Here is a 21,802-nt window from a genome sequence, read left to right as displayed (position 1 = left end):
CACTTTCGACAAATTTTAAAACTGAAAAAATGAAAAAGATATTTTATTGTGTCGTAGCGTCCATGGCTTTTATAGTCAGTAGTTGCGATGACGAATTAACCATATTTCCCGAGGACTCATTAAGTGTTCCTACATTCTTTAAAACAGAAACGGATTTTACCCAGGCAGTTAACGGTGCTTATGTCCCGTTACGTCTGATTAACAACCAAGCCAAGCCTTATCTGGCGGAAATGCACTCAGACAATACTTATTTTGCTCGTAATACGGCATTTGGTGCAACGGATAATCAGGAAGATATTGCGGACCACTCCATACCTAGTGATGGGGGAATAACTGCTAATACTTGGGTGGAGCAGATTTACCGTGAATATTATCAGATCATAGCACGTACAAATCAAATTTTGACCACTATTGATGATGCGGAATTTGATGAAGCGGCCAAGGCCAACCTTAAAGGACAGGCACTTTTTTTAAGAGCTTATTCGTATTTTGAATTGACGCAGCTATTTGGTAGTGTACCTATGCACCTAGAACCAGTATTAGATCGTGATGGGGCAGCTTTGCCACTCTCTAGTGAAGACGACCTTTATGCACAAATTATTGAGGATGCTCAGGGAGCTACAGCCTTGTTGCCGCTTAAGTCGGAGCAAGAACCGGGTAGGGTTACACTAGGAGCGGCTCAAACCCTTTTGGCCAATGTTTATATCGTTAGAGAACAGTGGGCAGAGGCGGAGATCCTTTTAAAAGCTGTGGTAGCTAGTAATGAATATATGTTGATGCCTAATTATGAAGATGCTTTTTCCGGGAATAGCGAAAACAAGAACAATATGGAATCTGTTTTTGAAATTCAATACAGGGAGGGTGCCGAAGGTTTAAACGGAAGTTTTTTATATAACTTTCTACCAAGACCAATTACTGCCGAAGAAGTTGGTGCTATAACGGGAACTTCAAATCCACAACCGGTTAATGGTGAAGGAAACAATATACCTACACCGGACATAATTGATGCCTATGAAGAAGGAGATTTAAGGGAAGATGCTTCAATTATGTATGTTACTATTAGTGAAAGTTTTTGGGAAGATGGTGTTTACCCTATCATTAAAAAATATGTGGAGCCCCATGCATTACATAATAACCATGGAATGAACTGGCCCGTATACAGGTATTCCGAAGTGTTGTTGTTTTTAGCCGAAGCTTTGGAAGAACAAGGTAAAGACGGAGAAGCTCTTCCTTATCTTAATCAGGTTCGTACACGTGCTGGTCTAGGTGATCCTGTGGGGGATCTGGGAGAAGCTATCTTTAACGAAAGAAGGGTGGAGCTTGCTTTTGAAAACAAAAGATGGTTTGATTTGGTAAGGACAGGCAGGGCTATAGATGTGATTACCGCTCACGGTAATAAAATAAAGGCGAATCCTATTGATTATTACTATCCTGCTGGTGTAGAGCCAAGAGGCAATGTTTTTACCAATATTTCTGAACGTTACGCCTTACCTGCATCGGAATCTTCATTAAATCCAAATTTTTAATTGAATCGGAAAATATAATTTATCAAAGAAAATTAAAGGTCATGGACATCCATGACCTTTAATCGTACAAAAAATTTCACTTGTAATCTATCAATTAGAAGTGCGGAAAAATCAAAGAATAAACCAAGAATTGTTGTAAATGTAGAACCTTAAAAAGGAGGCTTTAGGTTTCTTAATTTTATGGAAATTATCAGTAGAAGAATTATGACAATCAAAAAAATATAATAGGAATTATGAATAAATATAGTAGCGTATTTAAATTAATGGGGAGAACTCTTTTTGCTTTAACATTACTGTTAGGTTTTCAATCTTGTAAAGAAAAAAAACAGGAAACTACTGTAGAAACCACGGCAAAAGTTCAAGAGAAAGAAGACGGTTTTATAAATATATTTGATGGGAAAACCTTGACAAATTGGAAAGGCGACCTCAATTATTGGCGTGTTGAAAATGGTCATCTAGTAGGAGAGGTAACCCCGGAAACCCTTTTGAAAAGTAATACCTTTATTATTTGGCAAGGAGGGCAGCCGGATGACTTTGAGCTGAAGTTGGAATTTAGAATAACCGAATCCGGTAATAGTGGCATAAATTATAGAAGTGATTTGATCGATACCATACCTAACGCCATGAGGGGATATCAAGTAGATATTGATGGAAAAATTAGGTATACGGGACAGAACTATGAGGAAAAGAAAAGGGCTACATTAGCATACCGTGGGGAGAAAGTAAAAATAAAGACTCAAGATAATCCGGATGTTGCCGGTTCTTTACGAGGCAATGTAAAAAAGAATTGCTGGCAAAGTAGAGAGGTAATAGGTTCTTTGGGAGAATCGGATTCGTTAAAGACTAAGATTAAAAGTGAAGATTGGAACGAAATACATCTGGTTATAAAAGGAAATCGCCTTCAGCATTACGTAAATGGGACATTAATGAGTGACGTAATTGATGAAGATACTATAAATAGAAAATTAAAAGGACATTTAGGAGTGCAGGTACATGTTGGCCCGCCTATGAAGGTAGAGTATAGAAATATACAGCTAAAGAACTTGTAACATCTAAAAGATAAAGATAGTTAGAATGGGAGATTTAAAAGATTTTCAAAAGTTGGTTATTTCAAATGCAAGCCACGTTAAAGGATTAACGGTAGGAGATAAAGCTCCGGACTTTACGCTTCCCAATGCCTTAGGGAAAGAGGTTTCGCTATCTAAACTTTTAAAATTTGGTGTAGTTGTCATCAAATTTTATCGTGGTGAATGGTGTCCTATTTGTAATTTAGACCTGAAGGAAGTACAAAGTAAACTACCCGATATTACATCTTTAGGAGCTTCATTTTTGGCAATAAGTCCTCAAAACCCTGATGAAGCATTAACGGCAAAAGAGAAAAACAGTCTTGATTTTGAAGTGCTAAGTGATGCACATCAAAAAGTCATTAAAGCGTATAATCTTCAGTTTGATCCAGGAGAGGATTACCATGCGCGAAGAGATTTAACACTTTTAAATGGCGATGGTTCAAAAACACTTCCTGTTCCCGCAACATTTATTATTAACACTGATCAAATTATTGAAGCTGCCCATGTTGAAGCAAATTATACAGAAAGAATGGGAGTGTCTGAAATTCTATCGGTACTTAAAGATTTAGCGAACAAAAAGTAATACGTTGGGTGAATGTAACACAAGAATTTATAAACAATAATCACGCCCGCTCTCAGGACAGCACAGGATGGGTAAAGCTTCTATAACACATAAGTTTGAATAAGATTCCTTACCCGATTTCTAAGGTTTGAACAGAGAATCTAATTTAAGAGAACTAACAAATATCAAGTTTATGAGTATAAAAATTTTAGCGGCAATCTTTCTTTGTGGTGGCGTACTAACATTAAAGGCACAAAAAGCGGAGAAAGAACTGCAGGTTAAAAAGCCTAACATTATTTTTATTTTAACGGATGACCAACGTTTTGATGCTCTGGGTTATGCAGGGAACAAACTTATTTCTACCCCTGAAATGGATAAGTTGGCAAAAGAGGGTACCTATTTCAAAAACGCTATGGTTACCACTCCGATCTGCGCGGCAAGTAGGGCCAGCATTTTAACAGGGCTTTATGAGCGTACCCATAATTTCAATTTCCAGACAGGAAATATTAGAGAATCGTACATGGCTCAATCATATCCTTCAATTTTAAAAGAGAATGGATATTTTACCGGTTTTTATGGGAAATATGGGGTTCGTTATGATAAACTAGAGAATCAATTTGATCAATTTGAGTCCTATGACCGTAACAATGAGTATAAGGACAGACGTGGTTATTACTATAAAACGTTAGGTAAGGATACTGTTCATTTAACGCGATATACAGGACAGAAAGCTATAGATTTTATTGCAGATGTAAAGACGGATAAACCTTTTTGTCTTTCTTTAAGTTTCAGTGCTCCCCATGCACATGATGGGGCAAAGGACCAATATTTTTGGCAGGGAGAATCAGATGCCTTGCTTCAGAACATCAATATGCCCGATGCAGATTTAGGAGAGTACAAGTATTTTGAGGCTCAACCTAAATTTGTACGAGATGGTTTCAACCGGTTACGTTGGACCTGGAGGTACGATACCCCTGAAAAATATCAGCATAGCGTAAAAGGCTACTATAGAATGATTTCTGGTATTGATAGGGAAATTGCCAAAATTAGGGCCGAGCTGGAAAAGAAGGGACTTGCAGAAAACACGGTTATAATTCTCATGGGCGATAACGGCTACTTTTTAGGGGAGCGCCAGCTTGCAGGTAAATGGTTGTTATATGATAATTCCGTAAGGGTGCCTTTAATAGTCTTTGACCCAAGGGAAAAAAAACAAAAAGATAGTGATGTCATGGCCCTGAACATAGATGTACCTTCTACAATTCTGGATTTGGCCGGCATTGATCAACCAAAAGCGTGGCACGGTAAAAGTCTTATGCCTATTGTGAAAAGCGCCAAGCGCGATTTTGGGCGGGATACTGTGCTTATTGAGCATATTTGGGAATTTGAGAATATACCACCTAGTGAAGGAATACGTACTAAAAATTGGAAGTACTTCCGGTATGTTAATGACCAATCTTTTGAAGAACTTTATAATTTAAAAGACGACCCCAAAGAAATACACAATCTGGCCAAGGATGCAAAATATGCCGAAAAATTAAAGGCTTTTAGAAATAAAACTAACAGTCTTATTCTAGAGCATTCGGATGAATATTCCAATGGACCAAGCGACTTGATTGTAGAATGGATACGCAACACAGAGGGTGTTGCCATTATTGATGACAAACCAGAATTTGGATGGGTGGTGCCGGATGGCGCAGTTTCACAATCGGCCTATCAAATATTGGTAGCTTCAACCAAAGAAAAAATAGACAGCAATATTGGTGATATTTGGAATAGTGGACAAATGCGGACCAATGCCTCATCAGAAATAGAGCACGGTGGGTCAGCTTTAAAAAACGGAGAGACCTATTTCTGGAAGGTACGTATTTGGGACCAAGATAATCGACTATCAAGATATTCTCAAAGTCAGTCTTTTACCATGGGAAGCCCCAAGGCAACCATAACAACCCCAAATAGTTTTCAAATAGACAAAATTAAACCTGTCAAATTCGAAAACAGAGGCGATACTTATTTCATGGATTTTGGAAAAGCGGCTTTCGCTACCCTCAATTTTACATATAAGGCCAAAACTTCAGGTATAGTTACCTTTAGAATTGGGGAACAATTAGACGGGGAGAACATCAACAGAAAACCTTTTGAAAAAAGTCATATCAGGTATCAGGAAATTAAAATGAAGGTAAATCCGGACCAAACAGAATATCAACTTGAAATTAAACCGGACAAGCGAAATACCTTACCCGGCAAGGCACTACCTCTTCCTAAAGGTTTTCCTGTCTTAATGCCTTTCAGGTATGTAGAGGTTCAAGGTATAGAGGGGGACGTTAATGCGGAAGACTTTACATTCTTAGCGCATCATAGCTACTGGGAAGACAGTGCCAGTAGCTTCAAAAGCTCAGATGATATTTTAAATCAGGTTTGGGAAATTTGTAAGTACACGATAAAAGCTACAACATTTAACGGTCTTTATGTAGATGGCGATCGAGAGCGTATTCCGTATGAAGCAGATGCGTATTTGAACCAACTAAGTCATTACACCACTGATCGGGAATATGCTATAGCTAGGCAAACCATAGAATATTTTATGGAACATCCTACATGGCCAACGGAATGGCAACAGCATGTGGCGCTTATGTTTTATGCAGATTATATGTATACGGGCAACACAGAACTGATCAAGAAGTACTATGATCGGTTAAAGTATAAAACGCTTTACGAGCTTGCTAATGAAGATGGTCTTATAACCTCTACTAAAATGACTCCGGAATTGATGAGAAACCTTGGGTTTCCCGAAAAAATGAAGGAGACCTTTAGGGATATTGTAGATTGGCCTTCTGCGGGCTGGGGAGGAGACCCATCAAATAAGGGGGAACGTGACGCTTATGTTTTTAAAGATTATAATACTGTAGTAAATGCGTTTTATTACCAGAATATGAAAATCATGGCCAAATTTGCGGAGGTTTTGGGTAAAACGGAGGAGGCACTGGATTTTGAACTCCGAGCTTTAAAGGCAAAAAAAGCGGTCAACGAAAAAATGTTCGATGCCGAACGTGGTGTATATGTAGATGGAATTGGAACGGACCATGCAGCTCTGCATGCCAATATGTTGCCCTTAGCCTTTAACATGGTACCGGAGGAGCATATTTCTTCTGTTGTAGAACACGTAAAATCTAGAGGAATGGCCTGTAGCGTTTATGGTTCACAATACTTAATGGATGGATTGTATAACGCCGGAGCAGAGGACTACGCGTTGGAATTATTAACGGATACCAGTGATAGAAGCTGGTATAATATGATCCGTATTGGGTCTACTATGACCTTAGAAGCTTGGGACCTGAAGTACAAGAACAATCTAGATTGGAACCATGCGTGGGGTGCTGTGCCCGCAAATGCCATTCCACGAGGACTTTGGGGTATTCAACCCAAAACACCGGGGTTTGGAGTCGCTATTATAAAACCTCAAATGAGCGATTTGAAAAATAGCAGTATTGAAGTGCCTACCGTTAAAGGAACGATAAAAGGAGAATATACCTACGAGACTTCTAGGCTTCAGGTTTTCAAAATTGAGATTCCGGCAAATATGGTAGCAGAGTTTGAAATTGCTCCATCACCAGGAAAAGAGTTAATGCATAATGGTAAAAAGGTAAATGCCGCTTTCGGTTCTGTACGTTTGGAACCAGGGCATCATGAAATTAAATTGGTAATCAATTCTTTTTAAAGAAAATATAATAGCAATGGTCTACATTGTGCTTATTTTGGAGACGCCAAAACAGGGAGCATATTTTTACAAAATCATGGATCCAAGTATTTTACCGGAATATTAATATCAAAGAATTATAATAATGAAAACATCTAGACGAAGTTTTATTCAGAAAACAGCCTTGGGAACTACGGGTGCTATACTCGGAAGTTCCAGCTTATCTGCTAAGAGTTATAGAAAAGTTATTGGGGCCAATGATAGGATCCAAGTAGCCATAGCTGGTTTGGGCCGTCGTGTTGGAGCCATATATGCTCCGGTAGAGTTAAAGAGTAATAATGTGGAGCTCGTTTACCTTTGTGATGTTATGGAAAGCCAGCGTGTAAAAGCCGCAAAAGAAATGACTCCTCGTTTGGGGTATACTCCAAAACTGGAAAATGATATAAGAAAGGTGCTTGAGGATAAAAAGGTAGATGCATTGTTTAATCTAACACCTGATCACTGGCATGCTCCAGGTTCTATAATGGCATTAAAAGAAGGAAAACATGTATATGTTGAAAAGCCTTGTAGCCATAACATGGCCGAAAACGAACTGCTCGTTGCTGCGCAGAAAAAATATGATAGAGTGGTGCAGATGGGTAACCAACAACGTTCTGCTCAGCATAGTATAGATATTATCAAGCAAATTCATGATGGTGTAATAGGTAAGCCATACAAGGCTATAGCCTTCTTTAGTAGCAAACGGGGAGAGGTTCCACATCAAAAAGCGGCTCCAGTTCCTACAGGACTAGACTGGGAATTGTTTCAAGGACCTGCTGTTCGCCGTGATTATACTTCGGAGACATGGAATTACAATTGGCATTGGTACGGTTGGAATTTCGGTACCGCAGAATTGGGAAATAACGGTACACACGAGCTAGATGTAGCACGTTGGGCCTTACAAGTAGATTTTCCAAATCATGTGGAGGCAGATGGCATTAAATCTGCCTTTGTTGATGATGGTTGGGAGATGTACGATACCATGGAGGCTACATTTAAGTTCGATAACAATACTACTATTAAATGGGACGGAAAGAGTAGAAACGGATACGGGACCTATGGCGGCGGACGTGGTACTATTATTTACGGTAGCGAAGGCAGTGTTTATGTAAACCGTGATCTATACAAGTTGTATGATCGTGAGGGAAACTTGGTAGAAACGGTCAAGGCCAAAACCAAGGAAGGTGGGTTAGAGCTTGGTGGGGGTGGAGGAATGAGTACCATACATGTGGGTAATTTTTTCAATGCCATTAGAGGTAAGGAAACTTTACAAGCCCCTATAGATGATGCCTCTAAAAGTATGGCGTTGGTACACTTTGGAAATGTAGCTTATAGAATTGGGAATGGTTTTGATATAGACCCCAAAACAGGTAGAATGTTAGATAGAAAAGCCTTGGCTTTATGGGGAAGGGAATATGCTGCGGGTTGGGAGCCTACGCTGTAGAACTTCTATAAAATAATATAAGAAACGGGGTAATGTTCTTTTTGGGAGATTACCCTGTTTTAGTTATTGGGGCGCTCCAATTACTTTTACATCTGTCATCTCTTTGCCGTTAGTTCTTGTCTTTTGTTCAACAAAATAAGGTTGAAAAGTATAGGATGAATTATCGTCCCAAATGGCATTTTTAGTGGGTAGATGTTGTTTTAAACGCCTTGTAATGTTTAGGTAATCAGGGTGGTTCGCTAGATTGGTGAATTCGTTGGGGTCATTTTTATGATCATATAATTCTTCCGTTCCATCTTCGTAGCGAATGTATCTAAATTGCTTGGACTTGACGGCGTGATTGTTCATTCCAAAGGTTGTGATTGCAAAATGGGGATTTAGATCGTTATCATTCATTAAAGGAACAAGACTTTTTCCTTCGTTTCTTTCATAAGCAGGTAGTCCGCACAATTCCAAAAGAGTAGGGTAAATAGACAGTAATTCGGCGGGCTCATCTATTACTTTTCCTTTGGGTAAATTGGGAGCCGCAAATAATAGGGGTGTTTTGGTCGCGGCATTCCAAAGGGCATGCTTGGCAAAGGTGCTTTTTTCTCCCAAGCGATAGCCATGGTCGGACCAAAGAACAATAACGGTATTATTGGCATGTTCACTTTCATCAAGCGCATCTAACAGTCTTCCTATTTCGTAATCTACGTAGCTCACACAAGCCAAATAGGCCTGAATGATTTTTGGCCATTCTCCACTTTTAATGGCCCAATCCGTAGAGGGCATCATGGGCAAATCATTTATCTGTAATGCCACAGGAGGAACATCGTTTAAATCATCTGCCCGATAGGGTCTAGTTTTTATACTGTCCAGCGGATGGAGGTCAAACCACTTTTGTGGCACATAAAGAGGTACATGTACCCGTAAGAAACCTATTCCCATAAAAAAGGGACGGTCGTAGGTTTTCTTTAAACGCTCGTTGACCCAATTTACGGATTGGTGGTCGGGCATCAATGAGTCGGCTTCTGGGAAAGCACCCCAATCTGTACTTGTTCTTCCATATTTCTTTCGGTCCGAGGAACCAAAACCGTCCCAGACAAATCGTTCATCAGGATAAGGTCCAAATCCTTTCTCCCTGTTGCCAGACTCATCAAAAACTCCATCAGGAGCATGCGTATGGAACAACTTGCCAATACCCATGGTATGATAACCATGTTTCTTAAAGTATTCGGGAAGCATTATAATATTTTGTGTTGCGGGATTGTTTTTGGAACGTATTACTACATCTGATATCATGCCATAAATACCAGTGGTTGATGGGCGTAGACCTGTCATTAATGAAGCTCTTGAAGGACCGCATAATGGGGCTTGGCAGTGTGCATCCGAAAAAGTTACTCCCTTAGAAGCCAAACGGTCTATGTTGGGAGTTTTGGTGCCTGAATATTTATCGAGTATTCCAATCATATTATTCAGGTCGTCTACAGCAATGAATAGTACGTTGGGATGTTCAACTTTTACAGTTTTTTTTATCTTTTCTTCCTCTTTACAGGCGGATAAACACAGTAAACTTAAAGCTAAAACAAAAAATGAGCCATTTCTCATAAGGTGACTAATATGACTTCAATTGTTAGTTCTACCACTTTGTTTTTGTCAAAATAGGCCATGATAGGAATAGCTTCGGCACCGGGAACCATATTAAAAATACGTTCTTTAGACGTTTCCTTTATGGTGAGGGGGACATTTGAAGTGATTTTTACCAAACCTTCTGGTTTTTGTACGGTAAGCTCATTCGTATTGAGTTGTGTGACCGTCTCGCTGCTAGGAGAAATAATAGGTAGTACAAAAGAGGTTCTAGAAATAATTTCCTGATTGGTTTTAGCAACTATTCGTAAAGAATTTTCAGAACACTCATAGATCAGATTAAAATCTGAAGCAGTAGTTTTTACAGTTTGGTTGTGCTCGTTTTTTAATAGGCATTCCGCATTTATTAAAATCTGCCCATTGGTATCATTGGAGGAAATAGTTGCGGTACGATCAAAAATATTAGAGCTCCATTCACCATTATGTATGGTTTCAATTCTTGGGGTAAAAGGAAAATCTTCTCCCGGATTGGGTTGTTGGTTTAATGACTCTACCAACTTATATTTGGCCATACTTGCCGCTAACAGTAGCCCAACTTTGTTGTGGTACAATAAAGATAAGGCTCCTCCCGTAGCTTGGCGATAATATCCATCTTTATAAATTGCATCATAGGCAGTTACGGTTCCTCTCCAATTTCCCCGGGCAAAAAGACTAGTATCTATTTCCTTATAATGTTTAATACCATCGGCAGTACTTCTAGGTAGAGGAGTTTCTGTGTTTATTTTGGGCAAATCATTCCAATTATCTAATAAATGGGCCAATGGTTTGGTATGTGCAAAGGTGTGGTGTATACAAGGTTTAATGCCGTGCGATGCATAGTGAATTCCTCCATGTAACAATCCGTTGTGGGTACAGCGTCTCAATAATTCGGTATATTTTACCGCGGCCGTGCCCAAAGCGGGGTTGCGGTTGGCCATAAGTACCAATGCAGGTTGGCTGCCATCACAAGTACGACTTCCCCAATACGTCCACTTAAACATTCGTGTCCCCCAGCCATTGTCCCAACCCCCATCTGGTAACATGAATTCTAAATGAGTGTTTAGGGATTTATCCAAAAGCTCAAGAAGTTGAGTATCGTTTTCATTAACGGCATATAGTACAATATTGTTCAACGATTCCTCCACGTTATAGCCTAAATCTATACCTTTTAATCCATTGTTGCTTAGCTTATGTGCACTTGGTTTTATTTCTCCATATAAAAAATTATTGGGTTTTGTAAAATAGGTTTTGATGGCTTCCGCTAGTTCTTTACTACGAGATAGGTATTCTGGCTTATTGAGCATTTTTCCAATGAGATTTAGGGCGTAGATGGTGGTGGCGCCATAATTTACATTGGTCACATCCATCGTTGGAAATTTCCTGTAAACAAAATCGGCAGCTCTGGCCAATCTAGCCCTCCATCGTTCACGCCGTTCCTCATCTAGCAAATCTCCATGATAGTGTAGGGCTTCGGCAAGGGAAATGGCACCAAAAACCGTAATTCCGTTCCAAGATTTGGGATTAAGGTCGTTGGACCAAGCTCCACTGGGTAAGGTTACATTTTCGGCCCACTCCATCACGGCAATACCGGAATTAAGATATTTTTGTTCCCCCGTATACTTTGCCATGGCCAGAAGAGGATATACGGCGTCCATCATTCGTCCGTGGACCTTATTGCATGCCGGACATTTGAACATACCGTGTATCCTAGGGTTGTCCGCATCCATAATTTGGGTTTGGATAAGCCCGTCACACCAATCTTTTAAAAGGTCATAAACAAGTTTCTTATACTCTGAAGAATGTTCTTTGGTAATCTTATCGGAACATGAATTGACCCATGGCCCTATTGCTAGGGTAAGAGCAGCCGTGCCTAAGCCGGAGAGTTGTACAAATTCTTTTCGATTCATTATCGCCGATTTATTTGGTTACCTCTTTCTAGTTGTCCTTTGTCATTTTATAGATTTCGGAACCTGCACTTAAAAAGGCTCCAGTACCATATACTTCCGTTTTGTCCGGACTGGCATTCCCTGGAGCTGCCCCTATGGGTTGGACATATCCTAGCATGCCATTTTCATGCACATATCCGGTCATGGCGTTCCATCCATTAATTACGGCTATTTTATAGTTTCTTTCTTTTAATATTCCGTTATTGATGCCCCATGTTAAACCGTATATAAAGAATGAAGAGCCGCTGGTCTCAGGGGTAGGATAGAATTCATGGCCCAATAAGCTCATGGCCCAATGCCCTTTTGGTGTTTGTATTTCTAGAAGTTTTTCAGACATTTTTTTGTAAATGTCCAAGAAGTATTCATACTCTTTGGTTTGAGGCTTTAAATTAGATAGGATATCGGTCAAACCAGCGAAAACCCAACCATTACCACGTCCCCAAAATATTTTGGTGCCATTGTCTAACTTACCTTTAAATCGTTCGTCCCTGTAGTATAAATTTTCTTCTTCATCAAATAAGAACTCGGTAGTGGCTTTGTATTCTTCAAACATAAAATCCAAATACTTCTGCTCTCCAGTTATATTATAGAGGTCGGCCCAAACGGGTGGAGACATAAATAGGGCGTCGCACCAATTCCAACGATCTTGGTGGTAGGGCGTGGCCCAATTTAATTTGGTCTTGGCAGGATGGTGTATAAGAAAATTAAATTGTTCCTTAGTGGGTTTTAACATTTCCTCTTGGTTATATTTTCGGTACAGAGCTGCATACATGCGGCCAACGGCATGATCATCTGCATGATATTTTCGCTCGTGAAGTTGCCAGTTGTTTTGATTACCAATACCTTTTAACCAATTATAGTAGGTATCATCATCTGCCATTTCTGCCCATTTGGCCATACCAACATATAGTGCTGCGTTTGTCCAATGCAAAGGATGATGGGGTTTCTTATTGCTATAACTGTCATTAATGTGGTCCATTTGCCAGTCGGCAACCTTTTTCATAACATCTTTCACTTCTTCGGGTTTAATTTTTTGGGCGTTACAGAAGTAAACGGATAAAAAGGAAATAAGGAGTAATTTAAAGGTTCTCATAAGGATTATTTTGTGATTTTTTTTAAAACGCTACATGTGGCACTTCCATTTTGGGTAAATATTATAGGCTCTATGAAACAACAATTTTAGTGGTGTTTTTAAGAATTTGCATCCTGTTCTATCCTGTCAGGCTATACAATAATGAGTCGTTTTAAGTTAAAAAAAAGGCAGCTCGAGAGAACTGCCCTTTATAACCAAAATAGTAAAGTATACTAGTGCGTATAGGGAACCGTGCCCGTTTCATCAATGGGGTATCCCCACCTTTTAATGTATTCCGTACCTGGTAAAAATTCATCACCGGTTTCTTCTAAACGCTGATACAGCAGTTTCTCCAAATCATCTTGCACGGTAGTATAACCTTCATTACCAACAAGGTTATTCAGTTGGTAGGGGTCCAATTTATTATCAAAAAGAAGCCATGGGCCTGTTAAATCCCTAGCATAAGTATATTGCTGTGTCTTAATAGCTCTATATTCCCTAGCTCCATGCTGTACTTTGTTCCATTGTCCAAACGGTTGTACGCATGTAAGTAACGTGGCGTCTCCTATCTGTTCATTCCCTTCCATATAGGGCCTATAATTTATTCCTTCTACGGTAGTTGGAATTGAAATGTTGCACAGGCCTAAAATGGTGGGCATAATATCTTCTGAATTCACTAGTGCATCTCGTTCACCTTCAGAAATTTTAAGCTGTTCCGGAATGCGGAACAACATTGGAACCCGTGCAGACTCTTCGTAGGGTTGTTGCTTTTTGTATGCGCCATGAGAGCCTAGTAAATCGCCATGATCAGAGGTGAAAACAATAATTGTGTTGTCGTACTTACCGGAGTCTTTTAGGTTTTTGATGAGCTTACCTATCATATCGTCGATTGCGGCGATATGGGCATAATAGCCGGCCAAATCTTTTTTAGCCCTTGCTTTGAGACTGTCCGGGACATTTTTACGTAATTGAATCTTATCTGGGTCAAATCGATTTCTATATTCCTCCGGTGCCGTATGGTACGGCGCATGTGGTGTGCCGTAAGAAAGAATCATCATAAAAGGATTGTCGGAAGATTTTCTTTCTTTAATATAGTCGATGGCCGCATCGGTTTGTTCAAAGGTATCGTACCCGTCCCAGATTTTTTTGTTCGGGTCTTCATTATCATAATATACCGATTTGTTGTAGTCATGGGTACATTCGTTGCCCTTCCAGAATTTGAATCCTTGTCTTCTTTTGCCAGGGGCCACATTCTGAAGCCTGCCGTGCCCGTCCAAATGCCATTTGCCAATATAGCCAGTATCGTAATTTTCTTTATTAAATACTTTGGCAATTGTTACCGCATTGGTATCTAATTGAACATCGTTCATAAAGACCCCATGGGTCAATGGACGTTGACCAGTTAAAAGTGAAGCCCTAAAGGGAGAACATACGGGCATACCAGAAACTGCATTTGAAAAGTTTACGCTTGCCGTGGCCAGTTCATCTAGATTAGGCGTGTTTACATTTGGGTCTCCAGCATAGCTTGTTGCTTGCGCCCGCCATTGGTCCGTTAGGATAACGAGGACGTTGGGGTGACTATAATCCAGAGAATCTACAACAATTTCTTTTTTCTTTTCAATACAAGAAGTTCCAAGATGAAGTAGGCACGCTAATAGTAAAAAGTGATAAAAAGGTTTGCGAAATTTATTTTTCATATAAATATGATAGATTTTGAGAATAATCATTTAAAAAATATAGTGATAAAGGTGAAAGTGTTTTGGTTATAAAAAACAATGGGGTTACAGTTTATCACCTCATCCCATTGTTATTCCATAAAACTTATTTAACCACTTAGAAATGTTTTTCCATTTAATACCCTGGATTTTGATTTAATTCGTTTACAAGAATTTGTTCTGCTGGTATGGGGGCCAAAAGTTTGTACGGAACAATTTCATAGGCATTATTAAAAAGAAATGATTTTTCTTCATTCTGGCGAATACCGTGAGAAGACATAACCTCAATAGCTTTTCCGGTACGCTTTAAATCGTACCAACGATGGTTCTCGAAGCAAAGCTCCACTTGCCGTTCTTTAGCGATTAACCTTTCTAAATCCGGTTTGCTTATACTTGCTAAAGAATTATCCAGGCCAGCTCTGTTACGTACTTGTTCAACAAAAGTTATTGCTTCATCAGTTCTGCCTAACTCGTTTAAGACTTCTGCATACATAAGCAATACATCTGAATACCGAAGTATTGGTAGGTTGTCTCCGGTACGGTCATCCGGAGCGGAAACTGGGGCGTTATATTTTCCAATATATGGTATGTCCCGTATTACATCATCATAATCAGACCCTGTCCAAAATTTAACCGAAACTTCTTTTCTTAGGTCTCCTGGTTCAAAAGCTTCAATTATATCAACGGTTGGTTGGTTCCAGCCTGCGGAAATAATGTTAATGTTCGGCCTACCTGTTACTTCTCCTCCTGAGGTCCACGGGGCAAACATAAAAATGAACCTGTTAGAAAGCTCCCTACTGTTCTCAGAATATTGAATTGCAAAAATAATTTCAGATAAGGCGGTCTCAGGGGAATTGAAAACATCGGAATAATTGGGGACAAGACTATAGGTGCCTCCATTTATCAAAGAAGCTAAAACAGCTTCAGCTTCAGTATAATTTTTTCTAGTCAAATATACTTTACCTAGTAAAGCTGCAGATGCATCACCATTAGCCCTTCCTGTTTCGAGTGTTCCAGTTGCATTTTCAAAATGAGTTATAGCGCTTTGTAGGTCTGCTATGATACTTTCATAGACAAGATCTTCTGCAGACCTTTTTGTGTTAAATGCTTCTTGTGGTGTAATAGGCTCTAATACTAGCGGAATATCTCCAAATTGTCTTACGAGATTAAAATTGTATAACGCTCTTAAGAATAGTGCTTCCCCTATAGTTCGATTTCTAATTGAATCATCGGACCAAACTACCTCCGGCCGTTCTATTTCTGATAATAGTTTATTACAACGCGTAATACCATCGTAAGATAAATCCCAAAACCGTGAATAGGCGCGATTAGCAGGAGTGAAAATAAACTGATCAATTACTCCTCTTACCGCTTCTCCTGTTCTTGTATTAAACTGAAAGCTGGTATTATCCGATATCAATTCGGATAGAACCCAATGAGTATCCTTTTCATAGTCTCGCATTGGTGTATAACAACCGTTGGCTAAGAGAATAAATTCTTTTTCCGATTGATAAAAGTTGCCCTCACTAGATGTTGTTTCTGGATATATTTCTAAAAAATCATCAGAGCAAGAAGCCGCTAAGGCAAACCCGAGAATGAGTAAAAAATTAGATATTTTTTTCATGATATTTTTCAAGTCTTATATTAATATATAGTTTTAGACATACTTATAGAAGAAAACTTATGTTTTTAAAATGTGATGTTTGTACCTATAGATATGGTTCTAGGTAGGGGGTAGGATGACATATCAAAACCTGGAGCTAATGTATTGTTTTGATTTATTGCTTGGCCTTCTGGATTTCCACCACTGTACTTAGTAAACATGGCGAGGTTTTGAACAGAACCATAAAGACGCAATCCTTTAACAAAACCACTCTTTTCAACGATTTCTGTTGGTAATGTATATCCTAAAGTCAAATTAGCGATTCTAAGGTAAGAGGCGTCTTCAACCCATAGGGAAGAGACTCTGTGTCCCCAACTGGGTCTTGCGGTAGGAATTCCAGAATGAATTCCGTCACCTGGTTGTTCTTCGCTTCTATATCTGTCAACCCATTCTTCACTTACATTAAAAAAACCTTGTAAGTTGTCTATGGTTTGTCTCAGTCCGTTCATTACTTGACCTCCATATTGACCGTTGACAATAATACCTAGGTCAATATTTTTATAGGAAAAATTGTTGGTGAAGCCGAAAATGAAATCAGGGTGTGGGTTTCCAATTATAGTGTAGTCTAACACATCATTTACAATACCATCACCATCTACATCTTTGTATTTAACGTTTCCCACATAAACTTGAGGAGAATTGATAACCGAAGGGTCTTGAAGGTCTTCCGAGGTATAAACTCCTTCTAACTCAAAGCCATAAAATTGACCTATAGGTTTTCCAACTACAGATACATGAGTAGGGTTACCATCATTTGAACCTGCTAAAATTCTTTCTGTATTATCATTTAGGGAAAGTATCTTATTTCTGTTAATACTCATGTTGGCGTTGAGGTCCCAATTGAAGTCGCCTTGGATAATAGAGGCACCTAACGCTATTTCAAAACCTTTATTACTGACACTACCTTGGTTTATTGTTTGTGTCCCAAAACCTGAAGTAGTAGGTATGACATCATTCAATAACATATCATTACTTTTTCTATTATAGTAATCTAAGGTTAATGAAATTCTATTATTGAACAACTCAAGATCAAGACCTACATCAAACTGACCAGATTCTTCCCATGTCAAGAATGGATTTGAAATTCCTAAATATGAAGCAGTAACTTGATTATTTCCAAAGATATATGCTCCGGCATTTACGGATGCCAAATGAGAATAATTACCTATATTATTATTACCACTCTTTCCATAACTAACTCGTAATTTCATGGAATTGACAAAATTGTTTATGGTAAAAAACTCTTCTTCTGACACCCTCCAGGCACCAGCAATGGATGGAAAAAATGCAAACCTATTTTCCGAACCAAACCTAGACGAGCCGTCTGATCTAAAAGTAGCCGTTAAAAGATAGCGGTCATCAAAACCGTAATTTACACGGCCCAAATAAGAAATCATACTCCATTCGTTGACACTTTCTCCCCAAGAACCTATAGCCTGTGCAGCATTTATAGTTCGTATAAGATCGTTGGAAAATGGACCGGCATTGATACTTATACTATTTGCTTTTGATTTTTGAGCGGTATAACCTAACAGACCATTTATACGATGTTTTCCAAAAACGTTTTCATATTTCATGGTGTTTTCGGTAAGCCAGTTAAAGCTGTCGCTACGTGTGTTTGCTGAAGATCCAGTTCCTTCTATAGGAGGTCTGTTTGCCCCCCCTACAGTACTTGGAATATATGCATAGAATTTAGAAGCGCTAAATATGGTGTTAAATGATGACCTCACACTTAAACTAGGTGTAATGTCCCATTCAACATAAGCAATACCTAAGTTTTGAAATGTTTTTGAATTACGGGTAGATTCTTGTAATTCAAAAAGCGGGTTTGCAAAACTCCATGTAGAATGATATGGACTTTGAGGCGTTGTTATATAGGGTATTAAGTTACCATTTTCATCATGGCTTTTGGAAATTGGATTAGCCCAAAGACTAACACCAATAACATCACTACGGTTTTGATTAGTGTTGGCCCTATCCTGATTTATAAACGTAGGTTGTAGGGAGGCTCCAATCTTAAATTGCTCTCCCAAATCTAATTCTACTCCTATTTTACTACTTATTCTTTCTACGCCCGTATGACGTAAAACACCGTCCTGCTTAAAATATCCAAGATTAAAGTCCATCCTAGAGTTTTCTGTACCTTTTAAAAGGTTAAAATTATAATCTTGTGTTGGTGCAGCCTGCAATATTAAATTATACCAGTCAGTACCCTTTCCTACCAAAGCATTTAGGTCTCTATATTCCTCAGGGTAGTCCGCATTTACAGGCTCTCTATTTTCACGCTGTCTGACTTCAATATCAATTCTATCTCGTTGAAATTCTGCAAACTGCCGTTGATTCATTAAGTCAGGTCTTCCTTGAGATGGTACTTGTTGAATCCCATAACTAGAAGTGAAATTAATTTGAGTTAGACCGGCTTTACCTTTTTTTGTGGTAATCATGATTACTCCGTTCGCACCTCTAGACCCGTAAATAGCAGTAGAAGAAGCATCTTTTAAGATGGTAATGGACTCAATATTATTTGGGTTGATAAAGACTAAGGGGTTCAAATTTTGATTTAGACCAGAGGAATAGGGCATACCATCTACTACGTAAAGAGGTTCATTACCTGCTCCTAAAGATCCGCTACCACGAATTTTAACGGAAGTTCCTCCACCTGGGGCACCAGACACTTGTTGTATTTGAACTCCTGGTAATTGTCCCACGAGTTGCTGGTCAACCGATGATACTGGAAGATCTTGAATTTTTTTCTGGTCTATTGTTGAAATAGCACCAGTTAAATCTTTAGACCGTTGTGTTCCGTAGCCTATTAGAACTACCTCATCTAAACTTGCTGCACTCTCTGTCAAAGTTATAACAAGATTAGTTTGGCCATTAATCGGAACTTCATTGGTGGCGAATCCAATATAGGAAACCACTAGAATAGCATCATCATTGGAAACCTCCATAGAGAAATTACCGTCAAAATCTGCAGTAACCCCATTGGTAGTACCTTTCTCCACAATGTTCGCCCCGGGCAGGGGCAGACCACCTGAATCGGTTACCGAACCTGTAACGGATTGTTGCACTATTTTGTTCAGGACAGTTTTTGGGCTTTTCTGCAAGAAGATAGACCCGCTATCATCAAATCTGAATTCAAGGTCGGTTAGGGTAGCACACCTATTGAGCAATTTTCCAACCTTAACTGTACCTTTTTTAACTTCGACAAGTGGACTACCGACGAACAAATCCGATCGATATATAAAATTATAATCAGTCTGCTTTTTAACAACCTCAAGTACTTCTTCAATAGAAAGTTGAGCATCTTCGGTAAACGTAATTTTTTTGTTTTGTGAAAATCCTTTTTCTGCGGTAAACCCGAATGCAAGGACCGAAAAGAAAAAGATGAAAATTTTCATAGTTAAAAGTAGGGATGACTTGACATAGCCAAGGGGAGTCCCATTTGGTTTAGTTTTCATAAATTTGAATGTTAGTTAATTTTTTAATTAATGATTCTTGGGGGTGGAGATTTAAATTTTCCCGATCTAGACTCCATTCCCTTTTTTAAGATTTACTTCATAGTGATGGTTTTTTCTTTTATTTCGTAATTAACTTCATTGGTGTTCTGAATGATTTTTAATATTTGGTCAAGTTTTAGGTTTTTTCTAAAGATGCCATTGAAGGTCAACTTTTTAATACTTTTGTTTTCAAAGGCTACATCAACGTTATACCAGCGAGAAAGCACTTTCATAATATCTTCTAACGATTGGTTCTTGAAGCTGAAAAGTCCATCTTTCCATGATATTTCATTGTACACATCTACCGCAGAAACGACTAGTTTATTTGTGCTACGGTCGATTTTTGATTGATGGCCGGGAGTAAGGTTCTTTGAATCATCTCCGTTTTTAACTAAGACCTTGCCTTCTACTAAAGTTGTGGATATATGGTCATCGTCATCATAGGCCTTAATGTTGAACTCCGTGCCCAAAACTTCTATTTTCTGGCCTTCGGTTTTTACGATAAAGTGAGAGCCATTGTGTTCTGTACTCGGGGACACATCAAAATAGGCTTCGCCATATACCAATTCTATTTCTCTAGTTTTATCAATGGTAAAGGCTACAGGATACTGTATTTGTGTTCCAGAGTTAACCCATACCTTGGTACCATCGTTAAGGACTAAAAAAAACTGGCCTCCCTTGGGAATGGTAAGGATGTTTTTACTTGTGCTTTTTTCGGGCACTCTACTCTTGTTATAGACCAATTGCTCGCCATTGCTTGACGCTTTGTCCGTTTCAAAGCTTTCTCCTTTTTTTAAAAGAATTTCTGATCCGTCTTCTAAGGTAAGAGTTGCTTTATCCGAACCAATATGAATCTGTTTTTTATAGACAACAGTAGGCTCTAAGGTGGGTGTTGTTTCTGAATTTTCTGTGTTCCAGTACCATGTCAATATTGTTGAAAAAAGTAAGACAACGGCGGCAGCATATTTATAAGATAGGTAACCTTTTTTCTTTTTATTGATTTTTATAGAAACATCGGCCCAACCTTTTTGAATATCAACTATATCAATCCCTTTAGAATAATTGTTTTTAACCTTATTAAAGTAGTCTCGGTGAACTTTGGATTCGCTGTGCCAAGCCTCGAAAATTTTGTTTTCCTCGGCAGTTAGAATATTGTTAATTTTCTTTAGAATTAGTTTGAAATCCATTAGGTGTGATTGCTTATATCTATACGACAATCAAATTCTTAAAATGGGTGACAAAAAATTATAGAAAATTAAATTTTATACGATTTTTTGTGGGGATTTGGCATTTTTTTTTATTCTCTCATCTAAAAAGTAAGTAATATGAATATTATTGAAATGGTAAGTTCACCAATTTTTGATTTCGCTCTTTTTAGTTGTGTTTTAACAGTGTTTATGGAAACATTTAATTCATCTGCTATCTCCTTATAACGATAGTTGTCTCTAAACCTCAATACGACTATAGAGCGCATTCGTGAAGGTAAATTTTCAATTATGTCCAAGGCCCGCTGATTCCGAATTTCTGTTTCTTCCTCTGTATACCCGTAAGGCTCTTGATTAAGTGAAAACAAAATTTCAACATCTAAAATGTTTGAACTATCTGTAATTTTCAATGCTTTTAATTTATTCAAGCATTTATTTCTTACCATAGCATACAAATAACCTTTTAGGTTAGTTCTAACATCAATCTTGTTTGATTTTTCCCAAAGACGTACAAAAACTTCTTGCACCACATCTTCGCTCAAAGACTTATCAAAAAGAAAACCGTAGGCATATGTTACCAAATCTTGGTACATATCATCAAATAGTCTTTTAAAAGCAAAATGGTTTTTGCTTTGTATTTCTCTTAAAACAGTGTCTAAATCCAAGTTAATTTTATTCAATACTCTATCAATAATATTGAATGCCTGGATCAATAGCATCCTGTACTGTGCTGATGAAGACTTTGTTTAGTACTTGATATTGAG

Annotated in this window: 13 protein-coding genes; 5 read left to right on the top strand and 8 right to left on the bottom strand. The window is 38.5% G+C overall.

Annotated elements, in window-relative coordinates:
• Window positions 1-29: 29 nt before the first annotated feature.
• From SJY45_RS07130 to SJY45_RS07110, 5 genes are all read left to right on the top strand, one after another.
• Window positions 30-1,526: a RagB/SusD family nutrient uptake outer membrane protein gene (locus tag SJY45_RS07130; RefSeq protein ID WP_246560418.1), complete on the top strand. Its 1,497-nt coding sequence runs from the start codon at window positions 30-32 to the stop codon at window positions 1,524-1,526.
• A 233-nt stretch (window positions 1,527-1,759) separates the two neighbouring features.
• Window positions 1,760-2,575: a DUF1080 domain-containing protein gene (locus SJY45_RS07125; RefSeq protein ID WP_400073819.1), complete on the top strand. Its 816-nt coding sequence runs from the start codon at window positions 1,760-1,762 to the stop codon at window positions 2,573-2,575.
• Between the two features lie 25 nt (window positions 2,576-2,600).
• A complete protein-coding gene (locus tag SJY45_RS07120) occupies window positions 2,601-3,176 on the top strand; it encodes a peroxiredoxin-like family protein (protein WP_215914048.1) in 576 nt (191 codons plus the stop codon).
• Window positions 3,177-3,348: 172 nt separating this feature from the next.
• Window positions 3,349-6,870 (top strand): sulfatase-like hydrolase/transferase, encoded by a 3,522-nt coding sequence (locus SJY45_RS07115; protein ID WP_400073818.1) that lies wholly within the window; start codon window positions 3,349-3,351, stop codon window positions 6,868-6,870.
• Window positions 6,871-6,994: 124 nt separating this feature from the next.
• On the top strand, window positions 6,995-8,332 hold the full coding sequence (locus SJY45_RS07110; protein WP_400073817.1) for a Gfo/Idh/MocA family protein: 1,338 nt from the start codon (window positions 6,995-6,997) through the stop codon (window positions 8,330-8,332).
• A gap of 63 nt (window positions 8,333-8,395) precedes the next feature.
• On the opposite strand, the gene SJY45_RS07105 is transcribed toward SJY45_RS07110, so the two are convergent.
• The 8 genes from SJY45_RS07105 to SJY45_RS07070 form a co-directional block, all read right to left on the bottom strand.
• On the bottom strand, window positions 8,396-9,919 hold the full coding sequence (locus SJY45_RS07105) for a sulfatase (protein WP_400073816.1): 1,524 nt from the start codon (window positions 9,917-9,919) through the stop codon (window positions 8,396-8,398).
• Entirely contained in the window at window positions 9,916-11,844 is a 1,929-nt protein-coding gene (locus SJY45_RS07100) for a hypothetical protein (RefSeq protein ID WP_400073815.1), read from the bottom strand. Before SJY45_RS07100 ends, SJY45_RS07105 begins: the two co-directional genes overlap by 4 nt.
• 28 nt (window positions 11,845-11,872) lie before the next feature.
• Entirely contained in the window at window positions 11,873-12,976 is a 1,104-nt protein-coding gene (locus SJY45_RS07095; protein ID WP_400073814.1) for a glycoside hydrolase family 105 protein, read from the bottom strand.
• A 212-nt stretch (window positions 12,977-13,188) separates the two neighbouring features.
• Window positions 13,189-14,652, bottom strand: a complete 1,464-nt coding sequence (locus SJY45_RS07090) for a sulfatase (RefSeq protein ID WP_400073813.1) — start codon at window positions 14,650-14,652, stop codon at window positions 13,189-13,191.
• Between the two features lie 154 nt (window positions 14,653-14,806).
• The gene (locus SJY45_RS07085) at window positions 14,807-16,294 is read right to left on the bottom strand and encodes a RagB/SusD family nutrient uptake outer membrane protein (protein WP_400073812.1); all 1,488 of its coding nucleotides are present in this window, start codon (window positions 16,292-16,294) and stop codon (window positions 14,807-14,809) included.
• A 65-nt stretch (window positions 16,295-16,359) separates the two neighbouring features.
• Window positions 16,360-19,794 (bottom strand): SusC/RagA family TonB-linked outer membrane protein, encoded by a 3,435-nt coding sequence (locus tag SJY45_RS07080; RefSeq protein WP_400073811.1) that lies wholly within the window; start codon window positions 19,792-19,794, stop codon window positions 16,360-16,362.
• Window positions 19,795-19,886: 92 nt separating this feature from the next.
• A complete protein-coding gene (locus SJY45_RS07075; RefSeq protein WP_400073810.1) occupies window positions 19,887-21,020 on the bottom strand; it encodes a FecR family protein in 1,134 nt (377 codons plus the stop codon).
• Window positions 21,021-21,142: 122 nt separating this feature from the next.
• Window positions 21,143-21,718 carry an RNA polymerase sigma factor gene (locus tag SJY45_RS07070; protein WP_400073809.1) on the bottom strand — a complete coding sequence of 192 codons (576 nt, stop codon included), beginning with the start codon at window positions 21,716-21,718 and terminating at the stop codon, window positions 21,143-21,145.
• Window positions 21,719-21,802 lie beyond the last annotated feature (84 nt).

This window comes from Zobellia russellii, assembly GCF_044597075.1.
GTDB lineage: Bacteria > Bacteroidota > Bacteroidia > Flavobacteriales > Flavobacteriaceae > Zobellia > Zobellia russellii.
Note: the sequence above shows the minus strand (reverse complement) of the source record. Positions and strands in the feature narration are given on the sequence as shown.